The organism is Dietzia sp. NPDC055340, from assembly GCF_053645335.1.
This window is the reverse complement of the sequence record NZ_JBSHML010000015.1, coordinates 35,808-57,794: the sequence shown is the minus strand read 5'-3', so window position 1 is coordinate 57,794 and position 21,987 is coordinate 35,808. Positions and strand designations below refer to the sequence as shown.

The window sequence follows — 21,987 nt, the reverse complement described above, 5'->3', positions numbered from 1 at the left end:
TCATGGGACTTCAGGAAGTCTGGTTCATCCTCGTCGCGGTGTTGTTCACCGGCTACTTCGTCCTCGAGGGTTTCGATTTCGGTGTGGGTATGCATCTGCCGGTCCTGGGCCGCGGGAAGCACGGGCCGGAGCGCCGCAGCGCGGTGATGAAGACCATCGGGCCGGTCTGGGACGGCAACGAGGTCTGGCTCATTACCGCCGGCGGCGCGCTCTTCGCCGCCTTCCCGGACTGGTACGCCACCCTGTTCTCCGGGTTCTACATGCCGCTGTTGCTCATCCTGCTGGCCCTGATCGTGCGGGTCTGCGCGATCGAGTGGCGGGGCAAGGTCGACGACCCGACGTGGCGCCGGCGCTGTGACATCGGGATCATCTTCGGTTCGTGGGTGCCCGCGGTGCTGTGGGGTGTGGCGTTCGCCAACATCGTGCGCGGCGTGCCGATCGACGCCGACAAGCAGTATGTCGGCGGGTTCTTCAACCTGCTCAACCCCTACGCCCTGCTCGGCGGCGCGACCACCGCGATCGTCTTCGCTCTGCACGGCGCGGTGTTCCTCGCGCTCAAGACCGACGGGCAGCTCCGGACGGATGCGGTCGCACTGGCGCGACGGCTGTCGATCCCGGCGCTCGTGGTGGCCGGCGCATTCGGACTGTGGACCCAGCTCGCGTACGGAGCCGGGTGGACGTGGATCGTCCTGGCGGTGGCGGCGGTGGCACTGGTCATCGTGGTGGCCGCGACCTTCGTGGCCCGCGAGGGGTGGGCGTTCCTGTTCAGCACCGTGGCGATCGCCGCGACCGTCGTGCTGCTGTTCGGCTCGCTGTTCCCCGACGTGATGCCCTCGACGCTCGATCCCGCGTGGTCGCTGACGATCGAGAACGCCTCGTCCGGCCACTACACGCTCACGATCATGACCTGGGCGGCCGCGTTCCTCACCCCGCTGGTGGTGATCTACCAGGGCTGGACGTACTGGGTGTTCCGTAAACGTATCTCCGTGGAGAGCCATCCCGAGCCCGTGTCGGTATGACAACGAGCACTGTCGCCGCCCCCGCCGACGCGCCCGGCACCACGGTGTCCGCCGACCGCAACGACGGCCGTCACGCGCCCATCGACCCCCGCCTGTGGCGCTATTCCCGGGCGGCCCGCGGCTACCTGGTGTGGACCGTGGCCACCGCGGTGCTCGACGTGGTGATGGTGGTGGTCGTCGCCCTGGCCATCGGCCGCATCCTCGCGGGCGCGATCACCACCGACGCGCGGTCCGTGCAGGACTGGGGCCCCGAGCTGACGGTGCTGGGCACGGCGATCGCCGTGCGGGTGGCGGCGAGCTGGCTCCATTCGCGGTACGCCCACCGGACCGCGACACGGGTCGTCGCGGACCTCGAGTCGGAGGTGCTGGACGCGGCGACGGGCTTTCCGCCTCAGCAGCTGTACCCACGGCGTACGGAGATCGTCGTCGTCCTCACACGGGGGCTCGACGGACTCCGCGAGTACCTCACCGGCTACGTTCCCGCGCTGCTGTCGGCGGTGGTCCTCACACCGGTCGTCATCGTCGTCATCTTCCTGCACGACGTGGCGTCGGCACTCATCGTCGTGGTGACACTGCCGCTGATCCCGCTCTTCATGATCCTGATCGGGTACCTGACGAAGGGGAAGGCCGAACGCACACTCGCGGCCACGACCACCTTGTCGTCGCAGCTGCTCGACCTCCTGGCCGGACTGCCCACACTGCGCGCCCTGGGGAGGGAAAAGGGGCCGTCGGGTCGGATCCGCAAGCTCGGGGAGGCGCACCGCCGCACCACCATGTCGGCGTTGCGGGTGGCGTTCCTGTCGGGCACGGTGCTCGAGTTCCTGGCGACGCTGTCCGTGGCCCTGGTGGCGGTGGGGATCGGCATGCGGCTCGTGTACGGGTTGATGCCGCTGGAGGCCGGCATCATCGCGCTCGTCCTCGCGCCGGAGGCGTACCGGCCGCTGCGCGACGTCGGCACCCGGTTCCACGCGGCCGAGGACGGGCTCGCCGCGGCCCGGCGGGCCTTCGGCGTTCTCGACACCCCGGCCCGGGGCCCGGCGTCGGCTGCCCACAGGTCTCGGGTGGCTGCGACAGAGGCAACCGCGACGGCGGAGACGGCGGAGACGGCGGCGCTGGCGGGCGGACGCGGGATCACCGCCCCCGAGGTCACGGTCGAGGGGCTGGGGGTGGCCGGGCGCGACGGGTGGGCGCCGTACCGCCTCGATGCGCGGTGTCGGCCCGGAGCGATCACCGCCCTGACCGGTGAGAACGGGGCTGGTAAGACGACGACGATGCTGGCGATGCTCGGGCTCGCCGAACCTGACGAGGGCTCGATCACCATCGACGGAGAGCCGGTGGTCGCGGGGGACGGCTGGTGGCGGCAGGTCGCTTGGCTCCCTCAGCGCCCGGTCCTGCTCCCCGGGACCCTGGCGGAGAACCTCGGGCTGGCCGGCGTCGCCCCGGGCGATCTGGGACTCGACGACGTCTGCGCGGCGACCGGCTTCGACGAGGTCCTCGCGGAGTGTCCGCACGGGTGGGACACCGTCGTCGGCGTGGACGGCACCGGCCTGTCGCTCGGCCAGCGCCAGCGGCTGGCCCTCACACGTACCCTCGCCTCGGACCGTCCGGTGCTGTTGCTGGACGAGCCCACCGCACACCTCGACGCGACGTCGGAGGCTCGCGTGCTCGACAGCCTGGTGGAGCTGGCGCGGTCCGGCCGCACCGTGATCGTGGTGGCGCACCGGCCGAGCCTGCTCGCGATCGCGGACGAGATCGTCCGGGTCCGGTCCGACGCGAACACGGTGGTCGCGGGGGATGGCGTGGGATGACAGACCTGCGACGGGCCATGGCCCTACTCGAACTCGACCGGCGTAGGGTGCTGATCTCGATCGCGACCGGCACCGCGACGCTCGGGAGTGCCCTGCTGCTGGCGGGGCTGTCCGCCTGGCTGATCATTCGTGCGTGGCAGATGCCGCCGGTCCTCGATCTCACCGTGGCGGTCGTCGCCGTGCGTGCGCTCGGCATCTCCCGCGGCCTCTTCCGGTACCTGGAGCGGCTCGCCACCCACGACACCGCGCTGCGCGGAACCACGGCGGCGCGCACACAGGTGTACCGCCGCCTCGCCGCGGGGGATCCCGCCGCCACCGCCGGCCTCACACGCGGTGACCTGCTCACCCGCACCGGCGCCGACGTCGATGCCCTGGGCGACGTGGTGGTACGCGCGTTGATCCCCATGTCGGTCGCTGCCCTGCTCTCGGTCGCGGCCGTCATCACCGTGGGGGTGATCGCGCCGGCCGCCGGGCTGGTTCTCGCGATCGCGCTGGTTATCGCCGGGGTCGTCGCTCCGTGGCTCGGCGCCCGCGCCGCCACCGACGCCGAATCCGACGGTGATGACGCGCGGGCCCGGTTCACCGAGAACGCGGTCACCGCGGTCGACCACGCCGCCGAGCTGCGGGTCGCGGGCCAGCTCGGTGCGCCGATATCCCGCGCGGGGGAGGCGAACCTCACGGCTCTCCGCGCAACGGACCGCGCCGCGGTTCCGGCCGCCTGGGCGGACGCGGCAGCCCCTCTGGCCATGGGGGCCAGCCTGCTGGGTGCGTTGTTGATCGGGTTGACCGTCTTCGGCTCCGGTCCCGGGACGATGAGCCCCACCATGCTCGGCGTGCTCGTGCTGCTGCCGTTGTCGGCGTTCGAGGCCACCGCGCCGCTCCCGGCCGCCGCCCTGGCACTGCTGCGCGCGCAGCTCTCGGCGCGCCGGGTGAACGACCTGCTCGACCGCGCCGACGAACCCGTAGCCCACGGCGGCGCGGAGATCGACGGGCCGGGCGTGCTCCGCGCGGTCGGACTGCAGGGCGGATGGCCGGGACGGCCGGTCACCGAGCCGATCGACGCGGACCTGGCGCCCGGCGCCCGGGTCGTGATCGTCGGTGGCAGCGGCAGCGGGAAGACGACGCTGCTGATGACCCTGGCGGGGCTTCTCCCGCCCCGCGCGGGCACCGTCACCCTCGACGGGCGGGCGCTCGACCGGTACGCGCCGGACGCGGTGCGCCGGACTGTCAGCTTCTTCGCCGAGGACGCCCACCTGTTCGACACGTCGATTCTCGAGAACCTGCGGGTCGCCCGCGGAGACGTCGACGAGGCCGAGGCCCGCGCCGCGCTGGAGGCGGTCGGGCTGGGGCGATGGGTGAGCGGGCTGCCCGATGGCGTCCACACGACCCTGGCGGCCGGCGCGCACACCGTCTCCGGAGGGCAGCGCCGCAGGATCCTGCTGGCGAGGGCTTTGGTCTCCCCGGCGCGGATCCTGCTCCTCGACGAGCCCGCCGAGCATCTTGACGATGCCGATGCCGCCGACCTGCAGCGTCGTCTCCTCGATCGCGGATCGGGCCTGGTGGCCCCGGACCGGACGGTCGTCGTGGTGACGCATCGCCAGCCGGAGGGCGTGGCACCAGATGCGCGGATCAGGGTCGCCGCGCGACCTCACCCATCACCGGGGACGTCCCGGCCCCCCGTTTCGGCTTTCCGAAAACAGTGATACGAGAATATGAGATGGTTCTCATGATTCGTCGATTCAACCCTTCGAGTTCAGCAGTGAGGCAGACCGATGCATCCTTCAGCCCCGAGTGACGATTTCACCGACGCTAACCTCAAGGTCGGCAAGCGCGCCACCTGGGCGGTCGGGCTGCCCGCGATCGAGCACGCGATGATCCCGTCCGAGGAGGAGATGGGCACCGGACGGACCGCCAAGGTCTCCCTGACCATCAACCACAAGCGGGGTTTCGACTGTCCGAGCTGTGCGTGGGCCAACCCGGACCACAGCAAGCCGCTCGAGTTCTGCGAGAACGGCATCAAGTCCATCGTGTGGGAGTCCACGCCCCTGACCATCCCGCGGGAGTTCTGGTCCGGGCATTCTCTGACCAGCATGCGCGACAAGTCCGAGTACTGGCTGGGTCAGCAGGGGCGCATTGTCGAGCCGATGTACAAGGCCGCGGACTCGGACAACTACGTCCCCGTGGGGTGGGACGAGGCGTTCGACATCGCCGCGCGTCACCTCCGCGACCTGGAGTCTCCGGACGAGGCCGTCTTCTATACGAGCGGCCGCATCATGAACGAGCCGGCCTTCCTCTACCAGTTGTTCGCGCGGGCCTTCGGTACCAACAACCTGCCGGACTGCTCGAACATGTGCCACGAGGCCACGGGCGCCGGCATGACGCCCGCCATCGGTGTGGGCAAGTCGACCATCTCGTATGACGACTTCGGCAAGGCCGACCTGGTGATCGTCATGGGCCAGAATCCCGGGACCAACCATCCTCGGATGCTCAACGCGCTCGAGGAGACCAAGATCAACGGTGGGGAGATGGTCGCGGTCAATCCGCTGCCGGAGGCCTCGCTCCTGCGCTACAAGAATCCGCAGCGGCCGAATGGTCTGGTGGGGCACGGCACCACGCTCGCCGACGAGTTCCTCCAGATCCGTAGCGGCGGCGACATGCACCTGATCCAGGCCGTGGCCAAGCGGGTCCTCCTCGCCGAGGAGGCCGCGCCCGGCACGGTGCTCGACCACGACTTCCTCGACACCTACTGCGAGGGGTTCGAGGCGTACCGCGAGCACATCCTCGCCACCGACGACCGGGAGGCCCTCGATGCCACCGGGCTGACGGAGGAGCAGATCGCCTCGTTGGCCGACCGCTACATCAGGTCGAACGGCACCATCATCACCTGGTGCCTGGGGATCACGCAGCACAAGACGGGTGTCGCCACCATCGCAGAGGTCATGAATCTGCTGATGCTGCGCGGCAACATCGGAAAGCCCGGTGCCGGGGCCTCGCCGATCCGCGGTCACAGCAATGTGCAGGGCGACAGGACGATGGGCATCTGGGAACAGATGCCGGATTCGTTCCTGGATTCCCTCGCTGCCGAGTTCGACTTCGAGCCGCCCCGCGCGCACGGACACGACACCGTCTCGAGCATGAACGCCGTCGAACGCGGCGAGGTCAAGGTCATGATGTCGATGGCCGGCAACATCGTCGCCGCGATCTCGGACTCTAAGCGGGCCGAAGAGGGGATCGCCCGGGCTGATCTGACCATCCAGGTCGCGACGAAGCTCAACCGCTCCCACATCGTCACCGGACGCGAGGCGCTGATCCTCCCGGTTCTCGGTCGCACGGAGAAGGACGTCCAGCACGGGCTGCTGCAGTACGTCACCGCCGAGGACACGGTGTGCCGCATCAATGCGAGTCGCGGTGAACTCGATCCGGTCGCCCCCGGGCTCCTATCCGACGTCTCGGTGATCTGCCGCCTGGCGGAGCGCGTCCTGGAGGGGCGGGGGAGAGACATCGATTGGCGGGGCTTCGAGCGGCACTACGACACGATCCGGGATTCGATCGCGCGGGTGATCCCCGGCTTCGAGAACTTCAACGGCCGGATGGAGGAGGAGATCAGCTTCGTTCTCGCCCACGGGCCGCGGGACAGCCGTACGTTCCCGACCCGCTCCGGTAAGGCGCAGCTGACCGTTCATCGAGCCGAGCACCTGCGTGTGCCCGAGGGACGGCTGATCCTGCAGACCATGCGTGCCCACGATCAGCACAACACCACCATCTACAGCCTCAATGACAGGTACCGCGGCATTTCCAACGGCCGCTTCGTGGTCTTCGTGAATCCCGATGACCTGGCAGACCTGGGTTTGAGCGACGGCCAGACGGTCGACATCTTCAGTGAGTGGCCGGGGCTGCCGGACAAGGTTCTCCGTGGCTACCGGGTGGTGGGATATCCCTCGGCGCGCGGCTGTGCAGCCCTGTATTTCCCGGAGGGCAACGAACTCATCCACCGCGAGGCCGTCGCCGACGTATGCAACACCCCGACCTCCAAGCAGATCGTCATCCGCCTCGAGCCGGGTACGACGCCGGTGGCCACCGGACGCCCGGTCGCGCGGTAACCCCCGGCGCCGGGCGTCGCAGAGGAGGGCCGCCGGCCTCAGCGTCGCCCGCGCGCCTCGCGGTAGATCTCCACCAGGGAGTCCGTGGACGAGTCGAAGGCCGGGTCCGGGTGTGATTCGGCGGTCAACGAGGTCAGCAGCGTTCCGGCCTGCTCCTTGCCGAGCTCGACGCCCCACTGGTCGAACGCGTTGATGCCCAGGATCGCCGCCTGCGAGAACACCACGTGCTCGTACAGGGCGATGAGCTGACCCACGACGCCGGGGGACAGCGACGGCGCGAGGATCGTGGTACTCGGCCGGTTGCCGGGCATGACCTTGTGCGGTGCCAGAGCGGGATCGACGCCGTCGGCGAGAGCCTCTTCCTCGGTCTTGCCGAAGGCCAGGACTCGCGCCTGCGCGAACATGTTGGCCATCAGCAGGTCATGCATCGAGACCGGTCCCGACCTGCCGGACGGATAGGCGTCCAGATCCTCGCCCGGAATCGCGACCCCGATGAAGTCCACGGGCACGAGCTGGGTCCCCTGGTGCAGCAGCTGGAAGAAGGCGTGCTGCCCGTTGGTGCCCGCCTCGCCCCAGTAGACCTCGCCGGTCGGGTACGACACGTCCGAGCCGTCGAGGCGGACGGACTTGCCCAGCGACTCCATGGTGAGCTGCTGGAGGTACGCCGGGAACCGCGCCAGGTCCTGCACGTAGGGGATGACGGCCTTAGACTGCGCGCCGAGGAAGCACGTGTACCAGATACCGAGCAGCGCCATGAGGACCGGCGCGTTGTGCTCGGGCGCCTCGGTGGCGAAGTGCAGGTCCATGGTGTGGAAACCCTCGAGGAGCTCGATGAACGCCGGCGCCCCCGCCGTGAGCATCACCGACAGCCCGATTGCCGACGACACCGAGTATCGTCCGCCGACCCAGTCCCAGAACTCGAACATGTGGCCCGCGTCGATCCCGAACGCCGCGACCTCGTCGGCGGCGGTCGAGACGGCGACGAAGTGCGAGGCGATCGCGTCCTCCGACCCCAGCGCCTCGACGAAGTGCCGCCGCGCGGCGTGCGCGTTGGCCATGGTCTCCTGGGTGGTGAAGGTCTTGGAGGCCACCACGACCATGGTGGTGGCGGGGTCCACTACGGCGAGGGTCGCCGACAGGTCGGCCGGGTCGACGTTCGAGACGTAGTGGGCGCGGATGCCGTCGGTCTGGAGGTGCCGCAGCGCCTTGTCGACCATCACCGGGCCCAGGTCGGACCCGCCGATGCCGATGTTGATGACCGTGTCGATGCGCTGGCCGGTGTGGCCGCGCCAGTCTCCGGAGCGCACGCGTCCGGCGAAGGCGGCCATGCGGTCGAGGACCGCGTGGACGTCCGAGACCACGTCCTGGCCGTCGACGACGAGGTCGGCCCCGGCCGGGAGCCGGAGCGCGGTATGCAGGACCGCCCTGTCCTCGGTCGTGTTGATGTGGTCACCCCGGAACATCGCGGCTCGTTGCGCCGGCAACCGTGCGATGTCGGCCAACTCCGTCAGGGCGGTGAGGATCTCGTCGGTGACCAGGTTCTTGGACAGGTCGATGTGCAGGTCACCGGCAGTGATCGACAGCCGACGGCCACGCTCCGGGTCCTCGGCGAACAGCTCCCGCAGTGACACCTCTCCGATGGGGGCGACGAGTTCCTCTACAGCTGTCCATTGATCGGTCGTGCTGATGTCCATCATACGTCTGAGGCTAGTCGGGAATGCCACCCTCGTACCGCTCGTTCCACAGACGTGCCCCCTATAGTTCATCCCGCCGTTTCCCCGTCCCCTCTCACGATCACCGGCCAGACCGAGAGACTCATCGAGTTGGGCGTCCCGACGCTGGCCGGGCTCTCCGACGATCAACTGCGGGCCCACGCTGCGGGACTGCTCGACTCCCATGACCGGTCCGATCAGGACGTCCGGGCGGCGCGGACGGTGCTGGCCGTCCATCCGTCGCTCGTTCCGACCGCCCGGCTCGCCGAACTCATGCGCCGTGAGGGGAAGGCGGGCTTCGTCGTCGTCGACATGTCGGACCTGGCGGACTTTACCCCCACGGACGACATCACCCTGCCCGACGCCCCGCTCTACCTCGTCGACGACGTGACCCGCGGCGACGACATGCTCGGGTGGACCCCCGCCGACGCGCATCCCGAACTGACCGCGCGCGGCCGCACGCCGTTGACCATCTCCGAGGGCGTCAGCTGGCTGCTCCAGCAACCCGAGACACTCGAGCCCGGCGCGTGCTTCATGTGCATCGGCTCCCGCAAGCGCAAGGCCGCCGGAGGCCTCGACTCACGGACCCCCGCGCTGTGGATCAGCGGCGGGACCGGGCGCGACGGGCGGGAGAACAAGGGCGCGCCCAAAGTCGGCTGGTGCTGGGCGGGCAACCACCACACGTGGCTCGGGTTCGCCTCGACGTCCGGGCGGCGCGGTCCGGCCTGATCGCGGGCCGGGCCGTTCCGCGGGCCGGTGCCGGCTACTGGCCGAGCCGGCCGCGGCCCAGCCGCAGCAGCATCCCCGCGAGGGTCTGGCCCTCCTGGCCGAGAGCGGAGAAGCGCTGGTAGACCTTGAGTTCGCGCGTGTGGACGAGCTTGGTGCCGCCCGACTGCATCCGGGTGCGGCCGATGCGCCTGGAGATTTCACTGCGACGCTGGATCGAGTCGAGGATCAGGGCGTCCAGGCGATCGATCTCCAGGCGTAGCTCCTGGATCTCGGCCTCGGACAGGGGATCGTCGGTCCCGGCGGGGTCGGTGCTCATGGGAGGAATTATCCCACTGCGCCCCGGAACCGGTGCGCGGGCGTCTACTGTTCCCCCGTGGAAAATTTCAGTACGCTCCTCGCCGACATCGGATCGGTGATCTGGGGCCCCTTCGTCCTCATCCCGCTGTTGCTCGGCACGGGCCTGTTCCTCACGATCCGGTTGCGGATGCTGCAGTTCCGCGAGCTCGGACCCGCGCTTCGGCTGGGCCTGATCAAACGCAAGGACGACGGCGGCGCCGGCGACATCTCCCAGTACCAGGCGCTCACCACCGCGCTCGCCGCGACGGTGGGCGTGGGCAACATCGTGGGCGTGGCCACGGCCATCGCGCTCGGCGGGCCGGGCGCGCTGTTCTGGATGTGGGTGACCGCCCTGCTGGGCATGGCCTCCAAGTATTCCGAGGCGTTCCTCGGCGTGCGCTACCGCGTCACCGATGCGCGCGGCGAGCAGTCCGGCGGCCCGCAGTACTACCTGCACCGTGGATTCAAGGAAGTCTTCGGACGGACCGGCGGCCGGATCGGGCTCGTCATGTCGATCGTGTTCGCCGTGTTCGCGGTGCTGGCCAGTTTCGGCATCGGCAACATGACGCAGGGCAACGCCGTGGCCACCCAGATGGAGAACTCGTTCGGGGTCCCGCACGTGACTACCGGCATCATCCTGTTCGTCCTCACCGGTGCGGTTCTGCTCGGCGGAATCAAGTCGATCGGCCGGGTCACCGCCGGGTTCGTGCCGCTGATGATCGTGCTGTACATCGTCGGCGGCCTGATCGTGCTGGTCGTCAACGCCGAACAGATCCCCGGCGCCTTCGGGCAGATCTTCTCCGACGCCTTCACCGGTACCTCCGCCGTCGGCGGCTTCGCCGGCTCGGCGATCCTGTACGCCATCCAGATGGGTGTGGCCCGCGGCATCTTCTCCAACGAGTCCGGCATGGGCTCGGCGGCGATCGCGGCCGCCGCGGCCAAGACCTCCCACCCCACCAGGCAGGGACTGGTGTCGATGACGCAGACGTTCATCGACACGATCATCGTCGTCACCTTCACCGGCCTCGTGCTGGTCACCTCGGGAACGTGGCGTGAGGGCGGGGATCGCGCCGGCACCATGACCGCCGACGCCTTCGCCCTGGCGATGCCGGAGGGCGACAAGCTGGTGGCGGTGTCCATCGCGTTCTTCGCCTTCTCCACCATCCTCGGCTGGTCGTACTACGGCGAGCGGTGCATGGAACGGTTGGTCGGTGCGCGGGGCGTGGTCCCGTACCGCCTGGTATTCACCTGCGTGGTGTTCATCGGTGCGGTCACCGAGCTCGAGGTGGTGTGGAACTTCGCCGACGTGATGAACGGCCTCATGGCGATCCCGAACCTCATCGGACTGTTGGTGCTGTCGGGGCTCATCGTGCGGGAGACCCGCTACTACCTCGACAACGACCCGAAGCTCACCGCGACGGCGTCGCAGGTGGAGGAGTTCATGGGGGCCGGTCAGCGGTGATCGCCGGCTGAGCCGGGCCTGATCCGTCGGGCGGGCCGGGTGTCGGACCCGGTGGGTAGATTGGACCCACGATGACCGACACCGCACCTGCTCCCGCCCCGCACACCTCGACCCTCCTGGCCGGCCTCAATCCGCCACAGGCCGCCGCGGTGACCCACCGCGGCGGTCCGCTGCTGATCGTGGCCGGTGCCGGATCGGGCAAGACCAGTGTGCTCACCCGGCGCATCGCGTATCTCCTCGCGGAGGGCGGTGCGCACCCCGGCCAGATCCTCGCGATCACGTTCACCAACAAGGCCGCAGCCGAGATGCGGGAGCGGGTCTCCGCGCTGGTCGGTCCGCATGCGGAACGCATGTGGGTGGCGACGTTCCACTCGATCTGTGTGCGGATCCTGCGCGCCCAGTCGGCGCTGCTTGGTACGCGCAACTCCAACTTCACGATCTACGACTCGGATGATTCGCGCCGCCTGCTGGGGATGATCGCCAAGGAGCAGCAGCTCGAGGTCAAGAAGTTCACGCCGCGGATGTTGGCGTCGGTCATCTCGGGCCACAAGAACGAGCTGCGTGATCCGTCCGAGGCCATGGACCGGGCGCTCGAGGATTCGGACCGCACAGGCCAGACCGTCGCGGCGGTCTATACCGAGTACCAGGCGCGACTGCAGGCGGCCAACGCGTTCGATTTCGACGACCTGATCGGTGAGACCGTCGCCCTGCTCCGCGCGCACCCGGAGGTGGCCGCGTACTACCGGCGGCGGTTCCGGCACGTCATGGTGGACGAGTACCAGGACACCAACCACGCGCAGTACGTCCTGGTGCGCACCCTCGTGGGTGGAGTGGCGGGGGATGAGGCGGACGAGGTGGGTGTCCCCCCGGCGGAGCTCTGTGTCGTGGGTGATGCGGACCAGTCGATCTACGCGTTCCGCGGGGCGACCATCCGGAACATCGACGATTTCGAGCACGACTATCCGGATGCGCGGTCGATCCTGCTGGAGCAGAACTACCGGTCCACACAGACCATCCTGTCGGCCGCCAACGCGGTGATCTCGCGAAACCCGGGCCGCCGCGAGAAGAACCTGTGGACCGATGAGGGCACGGGCGATCTGCTGGTGGGCTACGTCGCGGACAACGAGCACGACGAGGCCCGGTTCATCGCCGGGGAGATCGACCGGATGGTGGATTCGGGCGTCGCCTCGTACTCCGACATGGCCGTTTTCTACCGGACCAACAACTCCTCGCGCGTCATCGAGGACGTGTTCGTACGGCTGGGGCTGCCGTACAAGGTCGTGGGCGGCACCCGGTTCTACGAGCGCAAGGAGGTGCGCGACATCGTCGCCTACCTCAAGGTGATCTCGAACCCCGACGATGCGGTGGCGCTGCGGCGAATCCTCAACACCCCGCGCCGCGGGATCGGCGACCGTGCAGAGGCCTGTGTGGTGGTCCACGCCGAGCAGCGGGGGATCGGCTTCGGTGAGGCGCTCCGCGATGCGGCCGAGGGCAGGGTGTCGCTACTGCCCACGCGGTCGGTCAAGGCGATCGCCGGCTTCGTCGCGCTGATCGACGAGCTGCGTGGCCGACTGGATGGTGAGGCCCACGCAGGCGGAGAGGGCTCGGTCCCGGACGTGGGAGAGCTCGTCGAGACGGTCCTCGCGAAGACCGGCTACCGGTCGGAGCTGGAGGCCTCCAACGACCCGCAGGACGCCGCGCGTCTGGACAACCTCAACGAGCTGGTGGGCGTGGGCCGCGAGTTCTCGTCCGAGGCCGCGTTGCAGTTGTCGGCGCGGGAGCAGGGTTTCGGTCCCGACGCCGGCACGGATGTCGGCGCCGAGCTGGACGAGGGGCTCGCCCCGCCCGGTTCGTTGGCGGCGTTCCTCGAGCGGGTGTCGTTGGTGGCCGATGCCGACGAGATCCCTGACGACGAGCAGGGCCAGGTCACGCTGATGACCCTCCATACGGCCAAGGGGCTCGAGTTCCCGGTGGTGTTCCTCATCGGCATGGAGGACGGGCTGTTCCCGCACATGCGGGCGCTCGGCGACCCGGCGGAGCTGTCGGAGGAGCGGCGGCTGGCCTACGTGGGGATCACCCGCGCACGCAAGAAGCTGTACCTGTCCCGCGCCATGATGCGCTCGTCGTGGGGGCAGCCCATGACCAATCCGGGGTCGCGCTTCCTCGAGGAGATCCCCTCCGAGGCGATCGAGTGGCAACGCGAGGAGCCCGCCGGCGGTAGCGGCTTCGGGGATGACGACTCGCCGGCGTCGCGGCGTCGCTTCGGCAGCGGTGCTGGTTCCGGTGGCTACGGCTCGGGTGGCTACGGCTCGGGTAGCTACGGCTCCGGCGGGGGGCGGAGCGGCCGGTCCGCTGACCGGGCATCCGGTATTCCTCGGGCCCGCGCCTCGGCTCCTGCTCTCGAACTCGCGCCGGGTGACCGGGTGACGCACGACAAGTACGGGCTCGGCAAGGTCCTCTCGTGCGACGGGAGCGGCCCGCGGGCCACGGCGACGATCGACTTCGGGGCGTCCGGCAAGGTCCGGCTGATGCTCATCGGTGGCGTTCCGATGCAGAAGCTCTAAATAAACGCGGGGCCGACCAGGAAGGTCGGCCCCGCGCTGTGTGCGAGTTCGTGCGGGTGGCCTGCTCAGTTGCCGCCCAGTGAACCGAGCGACATCTCGGAGCTGCCGGCACCGGCGAGTTCGAGACCGTGCTGGGCGAGCCAGAGCACCGGATCGATCTTCTGGCCGTCGACCTCGACCTCGAAGTGCAGGTGCGAGCCGGTGGAGAATCCCAGGGAGCCCATGCCGGCGATCTTCTGGCCGGCAACGACGCGTTCACCCTTGCTGACGTCGAGGGTCTCCATGTGCCCGTAGGTGGTCATGACACCGTCGTCGGACATGATCCGGATCCAGTTGCCGAAGCCCTGCGCGGGGCCGGAGTCGATCACGGTGCCGTCGGTGGCGGCGACGATCGGGGTGCCGACCGCGTTGGCGATGTCGATACCCGAGTGGAAGCTGCCCCAGCGCATCGCGAACGGGGAGGTGAAGGAGCCGATCGCCGGGATGACTATCTTCGGGCGCCGGGCCTTTTCCTCTTCGATCTCGCGCTGGGCATTGTTCTCGGTGCCCGCGAAGAGCATGGCCGACTGGATGTTGTCGGTGCCGCCGGTGGACGCGGAGGCGGGGACGACCACGGGCGCGGGGGCCGACGGGGTCGGCGTTGCGGCGGAGGACGGAGCAGAGGAGCTCGACGTCGCAGGCGCCTGCTCTCCGTTGGCCAGGAGGGCGATGTCCCCGGCCTCGGTGGCGTGCGTGTTGGTGGTGGTCATCGCCGAGCCGGCGGAGGCGGCCGAGACCGCGGCACCTGCGGCGACGGCGAGGACGGCGGCCCGACCGCGCAGTGCGGTCGGGGGAGCGGGCACACGGTGGCGGCCGGGACGGTGGGCCCCTGCGGGTGGAATGACGACAGGAGTCGCTTGCTTTCCGTGTTGCGACTCGTTCACCGTTGTTGATTCCCTTCAGGCCGTGCCGTGACTGTTCTCGCGCCGTAACCGTTTCGTGATTAAGACGTCGTCCAAGGTAACGGATAGGCAACGGTGCCGCAAGGTGGTCCGGCACCCGGGGATGAGGGGTGGGTCACATAGGTGTGACTCACGGTGCCCTTGGGGTCCGGATGGGTCTATGGGCAAGGAGGGCCGGCGGTGGGTGCCGATGGCGCACCCGGTCCTGTGATCCACCGCACTCTGTCACCCCCGGGGTGCGACGGGCGACACACCAGGCGCTTAGGATGAGGGATGACTCGGCTTTAAAACAGCGCCGGGCGAATCTACACGTCAAGATGGTGAGCTGATGGATCTCTTTGAATACCAGGCAAAGGCTCTTTTCGCGAAGCATGACGTGCCCACCACCCCGGGGCGCGTCGCAGACACCGCGGAGGAGGCCGAGAAGGTTGCGGCCGAGATCGGCAAGCCTGTCGTCGTCAAGGCACAGGTAAAGGTCGGTGGCCGTGGCAAGGCCGGCGGCGTGAAGCTGGCAGAGGATGCCAAGGAGGCCCGCGCCCGGGCCGAGGACATCCTGGGCCTGGACATCAAGGGCCACATCGTCAAGAAGCTCCTCGTCGCCGAGGCCAGCGACATCGCGGAGGAGTACTACATCTCCTTCCTCGTCGATCGCGCCAACCGCAACTACCTGGCCATGTGCTCGGTCGAGGGCGGCGTCGAGATCGAGCAGGTCGCCGAGGAGTCCCCGGACCGTCTCGCGAAGATCAACATCGACCCCACGGTCGGCGTCGATGTGGCCAAGGCCCGCGAGATCGCCAAGGCCGGCCACCTCCCCGAGGAGGTGCTGGACGCCGCGGCGGTGACCATCGCCAAGCTGTACGAGGTCTTCGTCAAGGAGGACGCGTCGCTGGTCGAGGTCAACCCACTTGTGCGCACGCCGGGCGACGAGATCCTCGCGCTCGACGGCAAGGTCACCCTGGACGCGAACGCCGAGTTCCGTCACAAGGAGAACTTCGCCGACTTCGCCGATGCGGGCACCACTGATCCGCTCGAGCAGAAGGCCGCCGAGAACGACCTCAACTACGTCAAGCTCGACGGTGAGGTCGGCATCATCGGTAACGGTGCCGGTCTGGTCATGTCGACCCTGGACGTCGTCGCCTACGCCGGTGAGAACCACGGGGGCGTCAAGCCCGCCAACTTCCTCGACATCGGTGGCGGCGCCTCGGCCGAGGTCATGGCCAACGGTCTCGACGTCATCCTCGGTGACGAGCAGGTCAAGAGCGTGTTCGTGAACGTCTTCGGCGGCATCACAGCCTGTGACGCGGTCGCGAACGGCATCGTCAAGGCCCTGGAGATCCTGGGCGACGACGCCAACAAGCCGCTCGTCGTGCGTCTCGACGGCAATAACGTCGAGGAGGGTCGCAAGATCCTCGCGGAGGCGAACCACCCGCTCGTGACCCTGGCCGACAACATGGACTCCGGCGCCGACAAGGCCGCCGAGCTCGCCTCCAAGTAGGAAGAGAAGGAACCAGAAGATATGTCGATCTTCCTCAACAAGGACAGCAAGGTCATCGTCCAGGGCATCACCGGCGGCGAGGGCTCCAAGCACACCGCCCGAATGCTCGCGGCCGGCACCCAGGTCGTCGGCGGCGTCAACGCCCGCAAGGCCGGCACCACCGTGTCCCACAAGGACGCCTCCGGTAACGACGTCGAGCTCCCGGTGTTCGGCACCGTCAAGGAGGCCATGGAGGCCACCGGTGCCGACGTCACGATCCTCTTCGTGCCGCCGCCGTTCACCAAGGACGCCATGATCGAGGCCGTGGACGCGGAGATCCCGCTCGCCGTGGTCATCACCGAGGGCGCCCCGGTTCTGGACACCGCAGAGGCACACAACTACAACGTGTCCAAGGGCTCCAAGACCCGGATCCTCGGCCCCAACTGCCCGGGCATCATCACGCCGGGCGAGTCGCTGGTCGGCATCACCCCGGCCAACATCACCGGTAAGGGTCCGGTCGGCCTCGTGTCGAAGTCGGGCACCCTGACCTACCAGATGATGTACGAGCTGTCCGACTACGGCTTCTCGACCGCCATCGGTATCGGCGGCGACCCGATCATCGGCACCACGCACATCGACTGCATCGAGGCCTTCGAGAACGACCCGGAGACCAAGGTCATCGTGATGATCGGCGAGATCGGTGGCGACGCCGAGGAGCGTGCCGCCGAGTACATCAAGGCCAACGTGACCAAGCCGGTCGTCGGCTACGTCGCCGGCTTCACGGCCCCCGAGGGCAAGACCATGGGCCACGCCGGCGCCATCGTCTCCGGCTCCTCGGGCACCGCGCAGGCCAAGAAGGAGGCCCTCGAGGCCGCGGGCGTGAAGGTCGGCAAGACGCCGTCCGAGACCGCTGCTCTCGCCAAGGAGCTCCTCGACTCGCTGTGATCGGATAGGTCACACGCGGTGGTGGATTACCTGCAGTTGTAGGGCGTTCCGCGCTCACCACGACCCCCGTCATCCGAGAGGATGGCGGGGGTCGCGGCGTGCCGGGGGCGTCCTGTCGCAGGCGGGTATCTACGGTTGACGGCGTGAGTCCTCAACGTGTCATCCGCCCCGCAGTGCGACGGTCCCCGGCAGGGGCCGGGTCGCTGCTGTGGACTGCTGCGGCCGCGGCACTGCCCGTGGTCGTCACCGTCCTCATCCTGGTGGTGCTCACGTTGGGGGTGCTGCTGTTCAGCGCCACGGGGTTCGATTCGCTGTTCGCGGTGGTCGCCGTGGAGTGGCTGGTGGTCAATCGGGTGCCGCTGACGATCGACGCCGTGGAGTTGGGTTTCCTGCCGCTGCTGCCGCCATTGATCTATGCGGTGGTGTTGGCGCGGCAGACGCGGGCGGTGTTGGCGGATGTCGAACAGCCGGGCGCACGGGAGGCCGGTGCGGCGGTCGTCGGTGCGACGGTGGCGGGCCTGCTTCTGACCGGACTGGCCTCGTTGCTGGTGGGGTCGGCGGCGTCCGACTTCGCTGTGCGGGAGTTGTCGCTGCCGCTGGCGCTGACGTGGACCGCGGTGGTGGGCATCCTCGGTTCCGGCCTCGGGGTGTGGCTGTTCTTCCGGCGTGATCTGCGTGAGGAACTGCCCCTGTGGGTGCGCGGGGGTGTCCACCTGGGAGCAGCGTTCGTGGCGGCGCTGTGGGCGATCTCGGCGTTCCTAGTGCTGGTCGGCATCCTCTTCGCGTGGGAGCCGGTTGAGGCGAGCATGGGGATCGGCAAGGGGCTGGCCGGTACGGCAGCGCTCACGGGGATCTCGGCCGCGTACCTGCCGAACGTCGTGATGGCCGGAGCCGCGCTGCTGGTCGGCGGTGAGGCGCATCTGGGGGAGGCCTCGTACAGCGTGTTCGCGGTGTCCCGGGGACCGATGCCGGAGGTGCCCTTGGCGGTGGCGCTGCCCACCACGAATCCGCACTGGATCGTGCAGGGGCTGCTGCTGGTGACGGTCCTCACGGCCGCGCTGCTGGCGCGGTCGGTGGCGCACTGGTTCCGGACGACGGCCGATGCGGTCAAGGCGACGTGGCTGGCGGCGGCGATCGCCGCGGTGGTGACCGCGCTGACTCCGGTCGTGGCGGGCGGGGAACTCGGCGTGTTGGGCTCGGTGGGCACGGGTTCCCTGATCGCGGCCGGCATGACGCTGCTGCTGTTCGGGATCATCGGGTCGACGACCATCGCGTTGTCTCTGGCCGGTCTGACACGGCGCCGCGAGCGTGCGGAGAGCGAGTTGGCACGTCGGCGACGCCGGGTGGGCGCGGCGGGCGGCGTCACCACGGACGAGTTCGGTGACGATCTCGCTGATGATCTGGAAGGCGCAACCGCCGGCGGTCCTGTGGACGAGGACCCCGTAGCCGACGACGCGGCAGCCGACGACGAGGCGGCCGACGACGAGGCGGCCGACCATGCCGTCGACGCCGACGCCGACGCCGACGCCGACGCCGACGCTGGCGCTGAGGACTATGCCTCGGGGGACGACGACGTCGCGCGCGACGATGTCCCGAACGACGACGATGGCCCAGGCGATGACGCCGCCATGGGTGACGACGACCCCGTGGGTGACGACGACCCCGTGGGCGACGACGACCCCGTGAGTGACGACGACGCCGTCTCCGACGGTGGCCTCACCGGCAACGACCCCGGTGACCCCGTGGACGCCCTGGACGCCGATGCGGACCCGTCGGACGAGGCGGGCAGGGAGGACGCGGGGACAGCGGGCAGCGCCGACACCGCCGACGAGCGGACTGTCGACGCCCCCGATGCAGGATCTGCCGATCTCCCTGACGATGGCCCTAGGGCGGGCGACTAGACTCCGACGGGTGGCCCGGGCGATCTCCCGGGCGGGGTGATCGACGGGCAGGAGCTGGAGAACGTGGACAGTGGCGAGTCCGTCCCACCTGGGGAGGTCGTGCTGTTGGCGTCCGGCGCGGGGACCCTCGCACAGAGCGTGATCGACTCCGCCGCGGACCCGAGCTGCCCCTACCGGGTGACCGCGCTGGTCTCCGACCGCGACTGCGAGGCGGTGACCCGTGCCGCCACCGCCGGGCTCGCGACCGCGGTCGTCAGACCTGGCGACCATGAGGACCGCGCCGCCTGGAATCGCGCACTGGCGGACGCCGTGCGCGACTTCGCGCCCGACTGGGTGGTCTCTGCCGGCTTCATGCGCATCCTCGGACAGGCGTTCCTCGACGAGTTCCCCGGCCGGGTGATCAACACCCATCCGGCGCTGCTGCCGTCGTTTCCCGGAGCCCACGCGGTGCGGGACGCGCTCGCATACGGCGTGTCCGTCACCGGATGCACCGCTCACCTGGTCGACGCCGGCGTGGACACCGGTCCTGTGATCGACCAGCGCGCCGTCGACGTCCGCCCGGACGACACCGAAGCCACCCTCCACGAACGCATCAAGGTCCGCGAGCGCGAGATGCTCGTCGACGTCCTCACGGCCGCCGCCCGCGGTCGCCTCCATATCGAAGGTCGAAAGGTGTACATATCGTGACCTCCCAGCCGGACAACTCCCGCAGGCCCGTACGCCGCGCCCTCATCAGCGTCTACGACAAGACCGGGCTCACCGAGCTCGCCCGCGGTCTGGCGGACGCGGGCGTCGAGATCGTCTCCACCGGGTCCACCGCCCAGCGGATCTCGGAGGCCGGCATCGACGTGACCCCGGTCGACTCGCTGACCGGGTTCCCGGAGTGCCTCGAAGGCCGGGTCAAGACCCTGCACCCGCGGGTCCATGCCGGCATCCTGGCGGACACGAGAAAGCCCGAGCATCTCGAGCAGATCGCGGACTTGGACGTGAAGCCGTTCGAGCTCGTCGTCGTCAACCTCTATCCCTTCACCGACACGGTCGCCTCCGGGGCGGACTACGACGCCTGCGTCGAGCAGATCGACATCGGCGGGCCCTCGATGGTGCGCGCGGCGGCCAAGAACCACCCGTCGGTGGCCGTCCTCGTCGACCCGGCCGGCTACGGCGAGGCCCTCGAGGCCGTCGCCGCCGGTGGTTTCAGCCTCACCCAGCGTCGTAGCCTCGCCGCGGCCGCGTTCCGCCACACCGGCGCCTACGACGTCGCGGTGGCCACCTGGATGACCGAGCAGACCTCCGACGCCGGGGCCGACGCCGATCCCGGCTACCCGGTCTGGCAGGGGCAGAGCCTCGATCTGGCCGCCACGCTGCGCTACGGCGAGAACCCGCACCAGAGTGCCGCCCTCTACACCGACGCCGCCGCCGCACCGGGCCTCGCGCAGGCCCGTCAGCTGCACGGCAAGGAGATGAGCTACAACAACTACGTCGACGGCGATGCCGCGTGGCGCTCGGCCTTCGACCACGCCGAGCCGTGCGTGGCGATCATCAAGCACGCCAACCCGTGCGGAATCGCCATCGACCCGGACGTCGCCGCCGCGCACCGCGCCGCCCACGAGTGCGACCCCGTCAGCGCGTTCGGTGGCGTGATCGCCGCGAATCGCGAGGTCAGTGTGGAGATGGCCGAGCAGGTGGCCGAGATCTTCACCGAGGTGATCATCGCGCCGTCCTACGCGGATGGTGCCGTGGAGATCCTGCAGCGCAAGAAGAACATCCGCATCCTCGAGGCGCAGGCCCCGGTCGAGGGCGACGTCGAGCGCAAGCAGATCTCCGGCGGCGTGCTCGTGCAGCAGCGCGACTCCCTGGACGCCCCGGGCGACGTGGTGTCCGGCTGGACCAAGGCCTGCGGCGGGGACGCCGACGAGCAGACCCTGCGCGACCTGCTGTTCGCGTGGCGCGCCTGCCGGGCCGTCAAGTCCAACGCCATCCTCCTCGCCCAGTCCGGCGCGACCGTCGGCGTAGGCATGGGGCAGGTCAACCGCGTCGACTCGGCACGCCTGGCCGTGCAGCGCGCGGGGGAGCGGGTCTCCGGTTCGGTGGCCGCCTCGGACGCGTTCTTCCCGTTCGCCGACGGGCTCGAGGTGCTCGCCGAGGCCGGCGTGCGCGCCGTGGTCCAGCCCGGTGGCTCGGTGCGTGACGCCGAGGTGATCGAGGCCGCCGAGAAGGCCGGCATCACGATGTACTTCACCGGCGCCCGGCACTTCTTCCACTGATATGACCGACACCGGCGCGCGGGATCAGCGGGGCGGCACTGCTCCGTTGACCCCGCGCGCCCAGGCCAAGGTGCGGCGGCGGGCGGAGATCCTCGTTGCCGCTGCCCGGCTCATGGCCCGTCGTGGGTTCCACGGCGTTCGGCTGGACGACATCGGCGCCGAGGTGGGCATCTCCGGCCCGGGCATGTACCGGTACTTCTCCTCCAAGGAGGACGTGCTCGCCGAGATGCTGCTGGACATCTCCGTCCGTCTGCGCGACGGGGGTCGGGCGGCGGTCGAGCGAGGCGGGGAGCCCGCCGAGGTGCTCGACGCACTGCTCGCGGTCCACGTGGACTTCGTGGCCACCGAACCCGATCTCATCAGCGTGCAGTTCCGGGACCTGGCCTCGCTGCCGGCCGGCCCTCGGCACGAGGTGCGCCGACTGCAGCGTGAGTACGCCGAGATGTGGGTGGAAGCCCTGGTGCGGCTGCGGCCCGACCTGCCGGTGGTCGCCGCGCGCGCTCACGTCCACGCGGTGTTCGGTCTGCTCAACTCCAGTCCGCGGCTGCCGGCCATGGCCGAGGCCGAGCTGCGCCGCGTCCTGACGGCGATGGCGTCGGCGGCCCTGCGGGCCTGACGCCTGGGGTCCGGCGCCGGCACGTGCGGGTGGTTGACCTGCCCGCGTGATGTGCCGATCGCGGTGATCGATGCGGCCGAGACCCTCGAGGGCCTGGTCGCACACACGGCCGGTGG

The 21,987-nt window shown here is 69.5% G+C and carries 16 protein-coding genes; 13 read left to right on the top strand and 3 right to left on the bottom strand.

Annotation, left to right across the window (positions count from 1 at the left end; all coding sequences use genetic code 11):
- Positions 1–2: 2 nt before the first annotated feature.
- From cydB to ACWIFB_RS12265, 4 genes are all read left to right on the top strand, one after another.
- The gene (gene cydB / locus ACWIFB_RS12280) at positions 3–1,019 is read left to right on the top strand and encodes a cytochrome d ubiquinol oxidase subunit II (protein WP_454058379.1); all 1,017 of its coding nucleotides are present in this window, start codon (positions 3–5) and stop codon (positions 1,017–1,019) included.
- Positions 1,016–2,827 carry a thiol reductant ABC exporter subunit CydD gene (cydD, locus tag ACWIFB_RS12275; RefSeq protein ID WP_454058378.1) on the top strand — a complete coding sequence of 604 codons (1,812 nt, stop codon included), beginning with the start codon at positions 1,016–1,018 and terminating at the stop codon, positions 2,825–2,827. The genes cydB and cydD overlap by 4 nt, the downstream gene beginning before the upstream one ends.
- Positions 2,824–4,530, top strand: a complete 1,707-nt coding sequence (gene cydC / locus ACWIFB_RS12270; protein WP_454058377.1) for a thiol reductant ABC exporter subunit CydC — start codon at positions 2,824–2,826, stop codon at positions 4,528–4,530. The genes cydD and cydC overlap by 4 nt, the downstream gene beginning before the upstream one ends.
- Positions 4,531–4,599: 69 nt before the next feature.
- On the top strand, positions 4,600–6,927 hold the full coding sequence (locus tag ACWIFB_RS12265) for an FdhF/YdeP family oxidoreductase (protein ID WP_454058376.1): 2,328 nt from the start codon (positions 4,600–4,602) through the stop codon (positions 6,925–6,927).
- 38 nt (positions 6,928–6,965) lie between these two features.
- On the opposite strand, the gene pgi is transcribed toward ACWIFB_RS12265, so the two are convergent.
- Positions 6,966–8,624, bottom strand: a complete 1,659-nt coding sequence (gene pgi / locus ACWIFB_RS12260) for a glucose-6-phosphate isomerase (RefSeq protein WP_452098654.1) — start codon at positions 8,622–8,624, stop codon at positions 6,966–6,968.
- A gap of 126 nt (positions 8,625–8,750) precedes the next feature.
- Here pgi and ACWIFB_RS12255 point away from each other — a divergent pair, with 126 nt between their 5' ends.
- Positions 8,751–9,368, top strand: coding sequence for a DUF5701 family protein (locus ACWIFB_RS12255; RefSeq protein WP_452098655.1), 618 nt, complete (start codon positions 8,751–8,753; stop codon positions 9,366–9,368).
- Positions 9,369–9,402: 34 nt separating this feature from the next.
- Here ACWIFB_RS12255 and ACWIFB_RS12250 read toward each other — a convergent pair whose 3' ends face one another.
- Positions 9,403–9,684 carry a chorismate mutase gene (locus ACWIFB_RS12250; protein WP_230931434.1) on the bottom strand — a complete coding sequence of 94 codons (282 nt, stop codon included), beginning with the start codon at positions 9,682–9,684 and terminating at the stop codon, positions 9,403–9,405.
- A 57-nt stretch (positions 9,685–9,741) separates the two neighbouring features.
- Here ACWIFB_RS12250 and ACWIFB_RS12245 point away from each other — a divergent pair, with 57 nt between their 5' ends.
- Both ACWIFB_RS12245 and ACWIFB_RS12240 read left to right on the top strand, forming a co-directional pair.
- Complete coding sequence (locus tag ACWIFB_RS12245; RefSeq protein ID WP_452098656.1) at positions 9,742–11,166, top strand: alanine/glycine:cation symporter family protein; 1,425 nt, start codon at positions 9,742–9,744, stop codon at positions 11,164–11,166.
- A 71-nt stretch (positions 11,167–11,237) separates the two neighbouring features.
- On the top strand, positions 11,238–13,730 hold the full coding sequence (locus ACWIFB_RS12240) for a UvrD-helicase domain-containing protein (protein WP_454058375.1): 2,493 nt from the start codon (positions 11,238–11,240) through the stop codon (positions 13,728–13,730).
- A 65-nt stretch (positions 13,731–13,795) separates the two neighbouring features.
- Here the strand turns inward: ACWIFB_RS12240 and ACWIFB_RS12235 are convergent, their stop codons facing one another.
- Positions 13,796–14,572 (bottom strand): M23 family metallopeptidase, encoded by a 777-nt coding sequence (locus tag ACWIFB_RS12235; RefSeq protein WP_454058374.1) that lies wholly within the window; start codon positions 14,570–14,572, stop codon positions 13,796–13,798.
- 427 nt (positions 14,573–14,999) lie between these two features.
- Here ACWIFB_RS12235 and sucC point away from each other — a divergent pair, with 427 nt between their 5' ends.
- The 6 genes from sucC (at position 15,000) to ACWIFB_RS12205 (ending at position 21,871) form a co-directional block, all read left to right on the top strand.
- A complete protein-coding gene (sucC, locus tag ACWIFB_RS12230; RefSeq protein ID WP_452098660.1) occupies positions 15,000–16,166 on the top strand; it encodes an ADP-forming succinate--CoA ligase subunit beta in 1,167 nt (388 codons plus the stop codon).
- Positions 16,167–16,187: 21 nt separating this feature from the next.
- Entirely contained in the window at positions 16,188–17,090 is a 903-nt protein-coding gene (gene sucD, locus ACWIFB_RS12225) for a succinate--CoA ligase subunit alpha (RefSeq protein WP_454058373.1), read from the top strand.
- A gap of 143 nt (positions 17,091–17,233) precedes the next feature.
- The gene (locus ACWIFB_RS12220) at positions 17,234–18,991 is read left to right on the top strand and encodes a cell division protein PerM (RefSeq protein ID WP_454058372.1); all 1,758 of its coding nucleotides are present in this window, start codon (positions 17,234–17,236) and stop codon (positions 18,989–18,991) included.
- Positions 18,992–19,027: 36 nt separating this feature from the next.
- Positions 19,028–19,678 (top strand): phosphoribosylglycinamide formyltransferase, encoded by a 651-nt coding sequence (purN, locus tag ACWIFB_RS12215; protein ID WP_452098663.1) that lies wholly within the window; start codon positions 19,028–19,030, stop codon positions 19,676–19,678.
- Positions 19,675–21,255: a bifunctional phosphoribosylaminoimidazolecarboxamide formyltransferase/IMP cyclohydrolase gene (gene purH / locus ACWIFB_RS12210; RefSeq protein WP_454058371.1), complete on the top strand. Its 1,581-nt coding sequence runs from the start codon at positions 19,675–19,677 to the stop codon at positions 21,253–21,255. The genes purN and purH overlap by 4 nt, the downstream gene beginning before the upstream one ends.
- Before the next feature lies 1 nt (position 21,256).
- On the top strand, positions 21,257–21,871 hold the full coding sequence (locus ACWIFB_RS12205) for a TetR/AcrR family transcriptional regulator (RefSeq protein WP_452098666.1): 615 nt from the start codon (positions 21,257–21,259) through the stop codon (positions 21,869–21,871).
- Positions 21,872–21,987 lie beyond the last annotated feature (116 nt).

Bases quoted from the DNA above. Each gene is read 5' to 3' on its own strand.
- cydB (WP_454058379.1), top strand. From the start codon at position 3: ATGGGACTTCAGGAAGTCTGGTTCATCCTCGTCGCGGTGTTGTTCACC.
- cydD (WP_454058378.1), top strand. From the start codon at position 1,016: ATGACAACGAGCACTGTCGCCGCCCCCGCCGACGCGCCCGGCACCACG.
- cydC (WP_454058377.1), top strand. From the start codon at position 2,824: ATGACAGACCTGCGACGGGCCATGGCCCTACTCGAACTCGACCGGCGT.
- ACWIFB_RS12265 (WP_454058376.1), top strand. From the start codon at position 4,600: ATGCATCCTTCAGCCCCGAGTGACGATTTCACCGACGCTAACCTCAAG.
- pgi (WP_452098654.1), bottom strand. From the start codon at position 8,624: ATGATGGACATCAGCACGACCGATCAATGGACAGCTGTAGAGGAACTC.
- ACWIFB_RS12250 (WP_230931434.1), bottom strand. From the start codon at position 9,684: ATGAGCACCGACCCCGCCGGGACCGACGATCCCCTGTCCGAGGCCGAG.
- ACWIFB_RS12240 (WP_454058375.1), top strand. From the start codon at position 11,238: ATGACCGACACCGCACCTGCTCCCGCCCCGCACACCTCGACCCTCCTG.
- sucC (WP_452098660.1), top strand. From the start codon at position 15,000: ATGGATCTCTTTGAATACCAGGCAAAGGCTCTTTTCGCGAAGCATGAC.
- sucD (WP_454058373.1), top strand. From the start codon at position 16,188: ATGTCGATCTTCCTCAACAAGGACAGCAAGGTCATCGTCCAGGGCATC.
- ACWIFB_RS12205 (WP_452098666.1), top strand. From the start codon at position 21,257: ATGACCGACACCGGCGCGCGGGATCAGCGGGGCGGCACTGCTCCGTTG.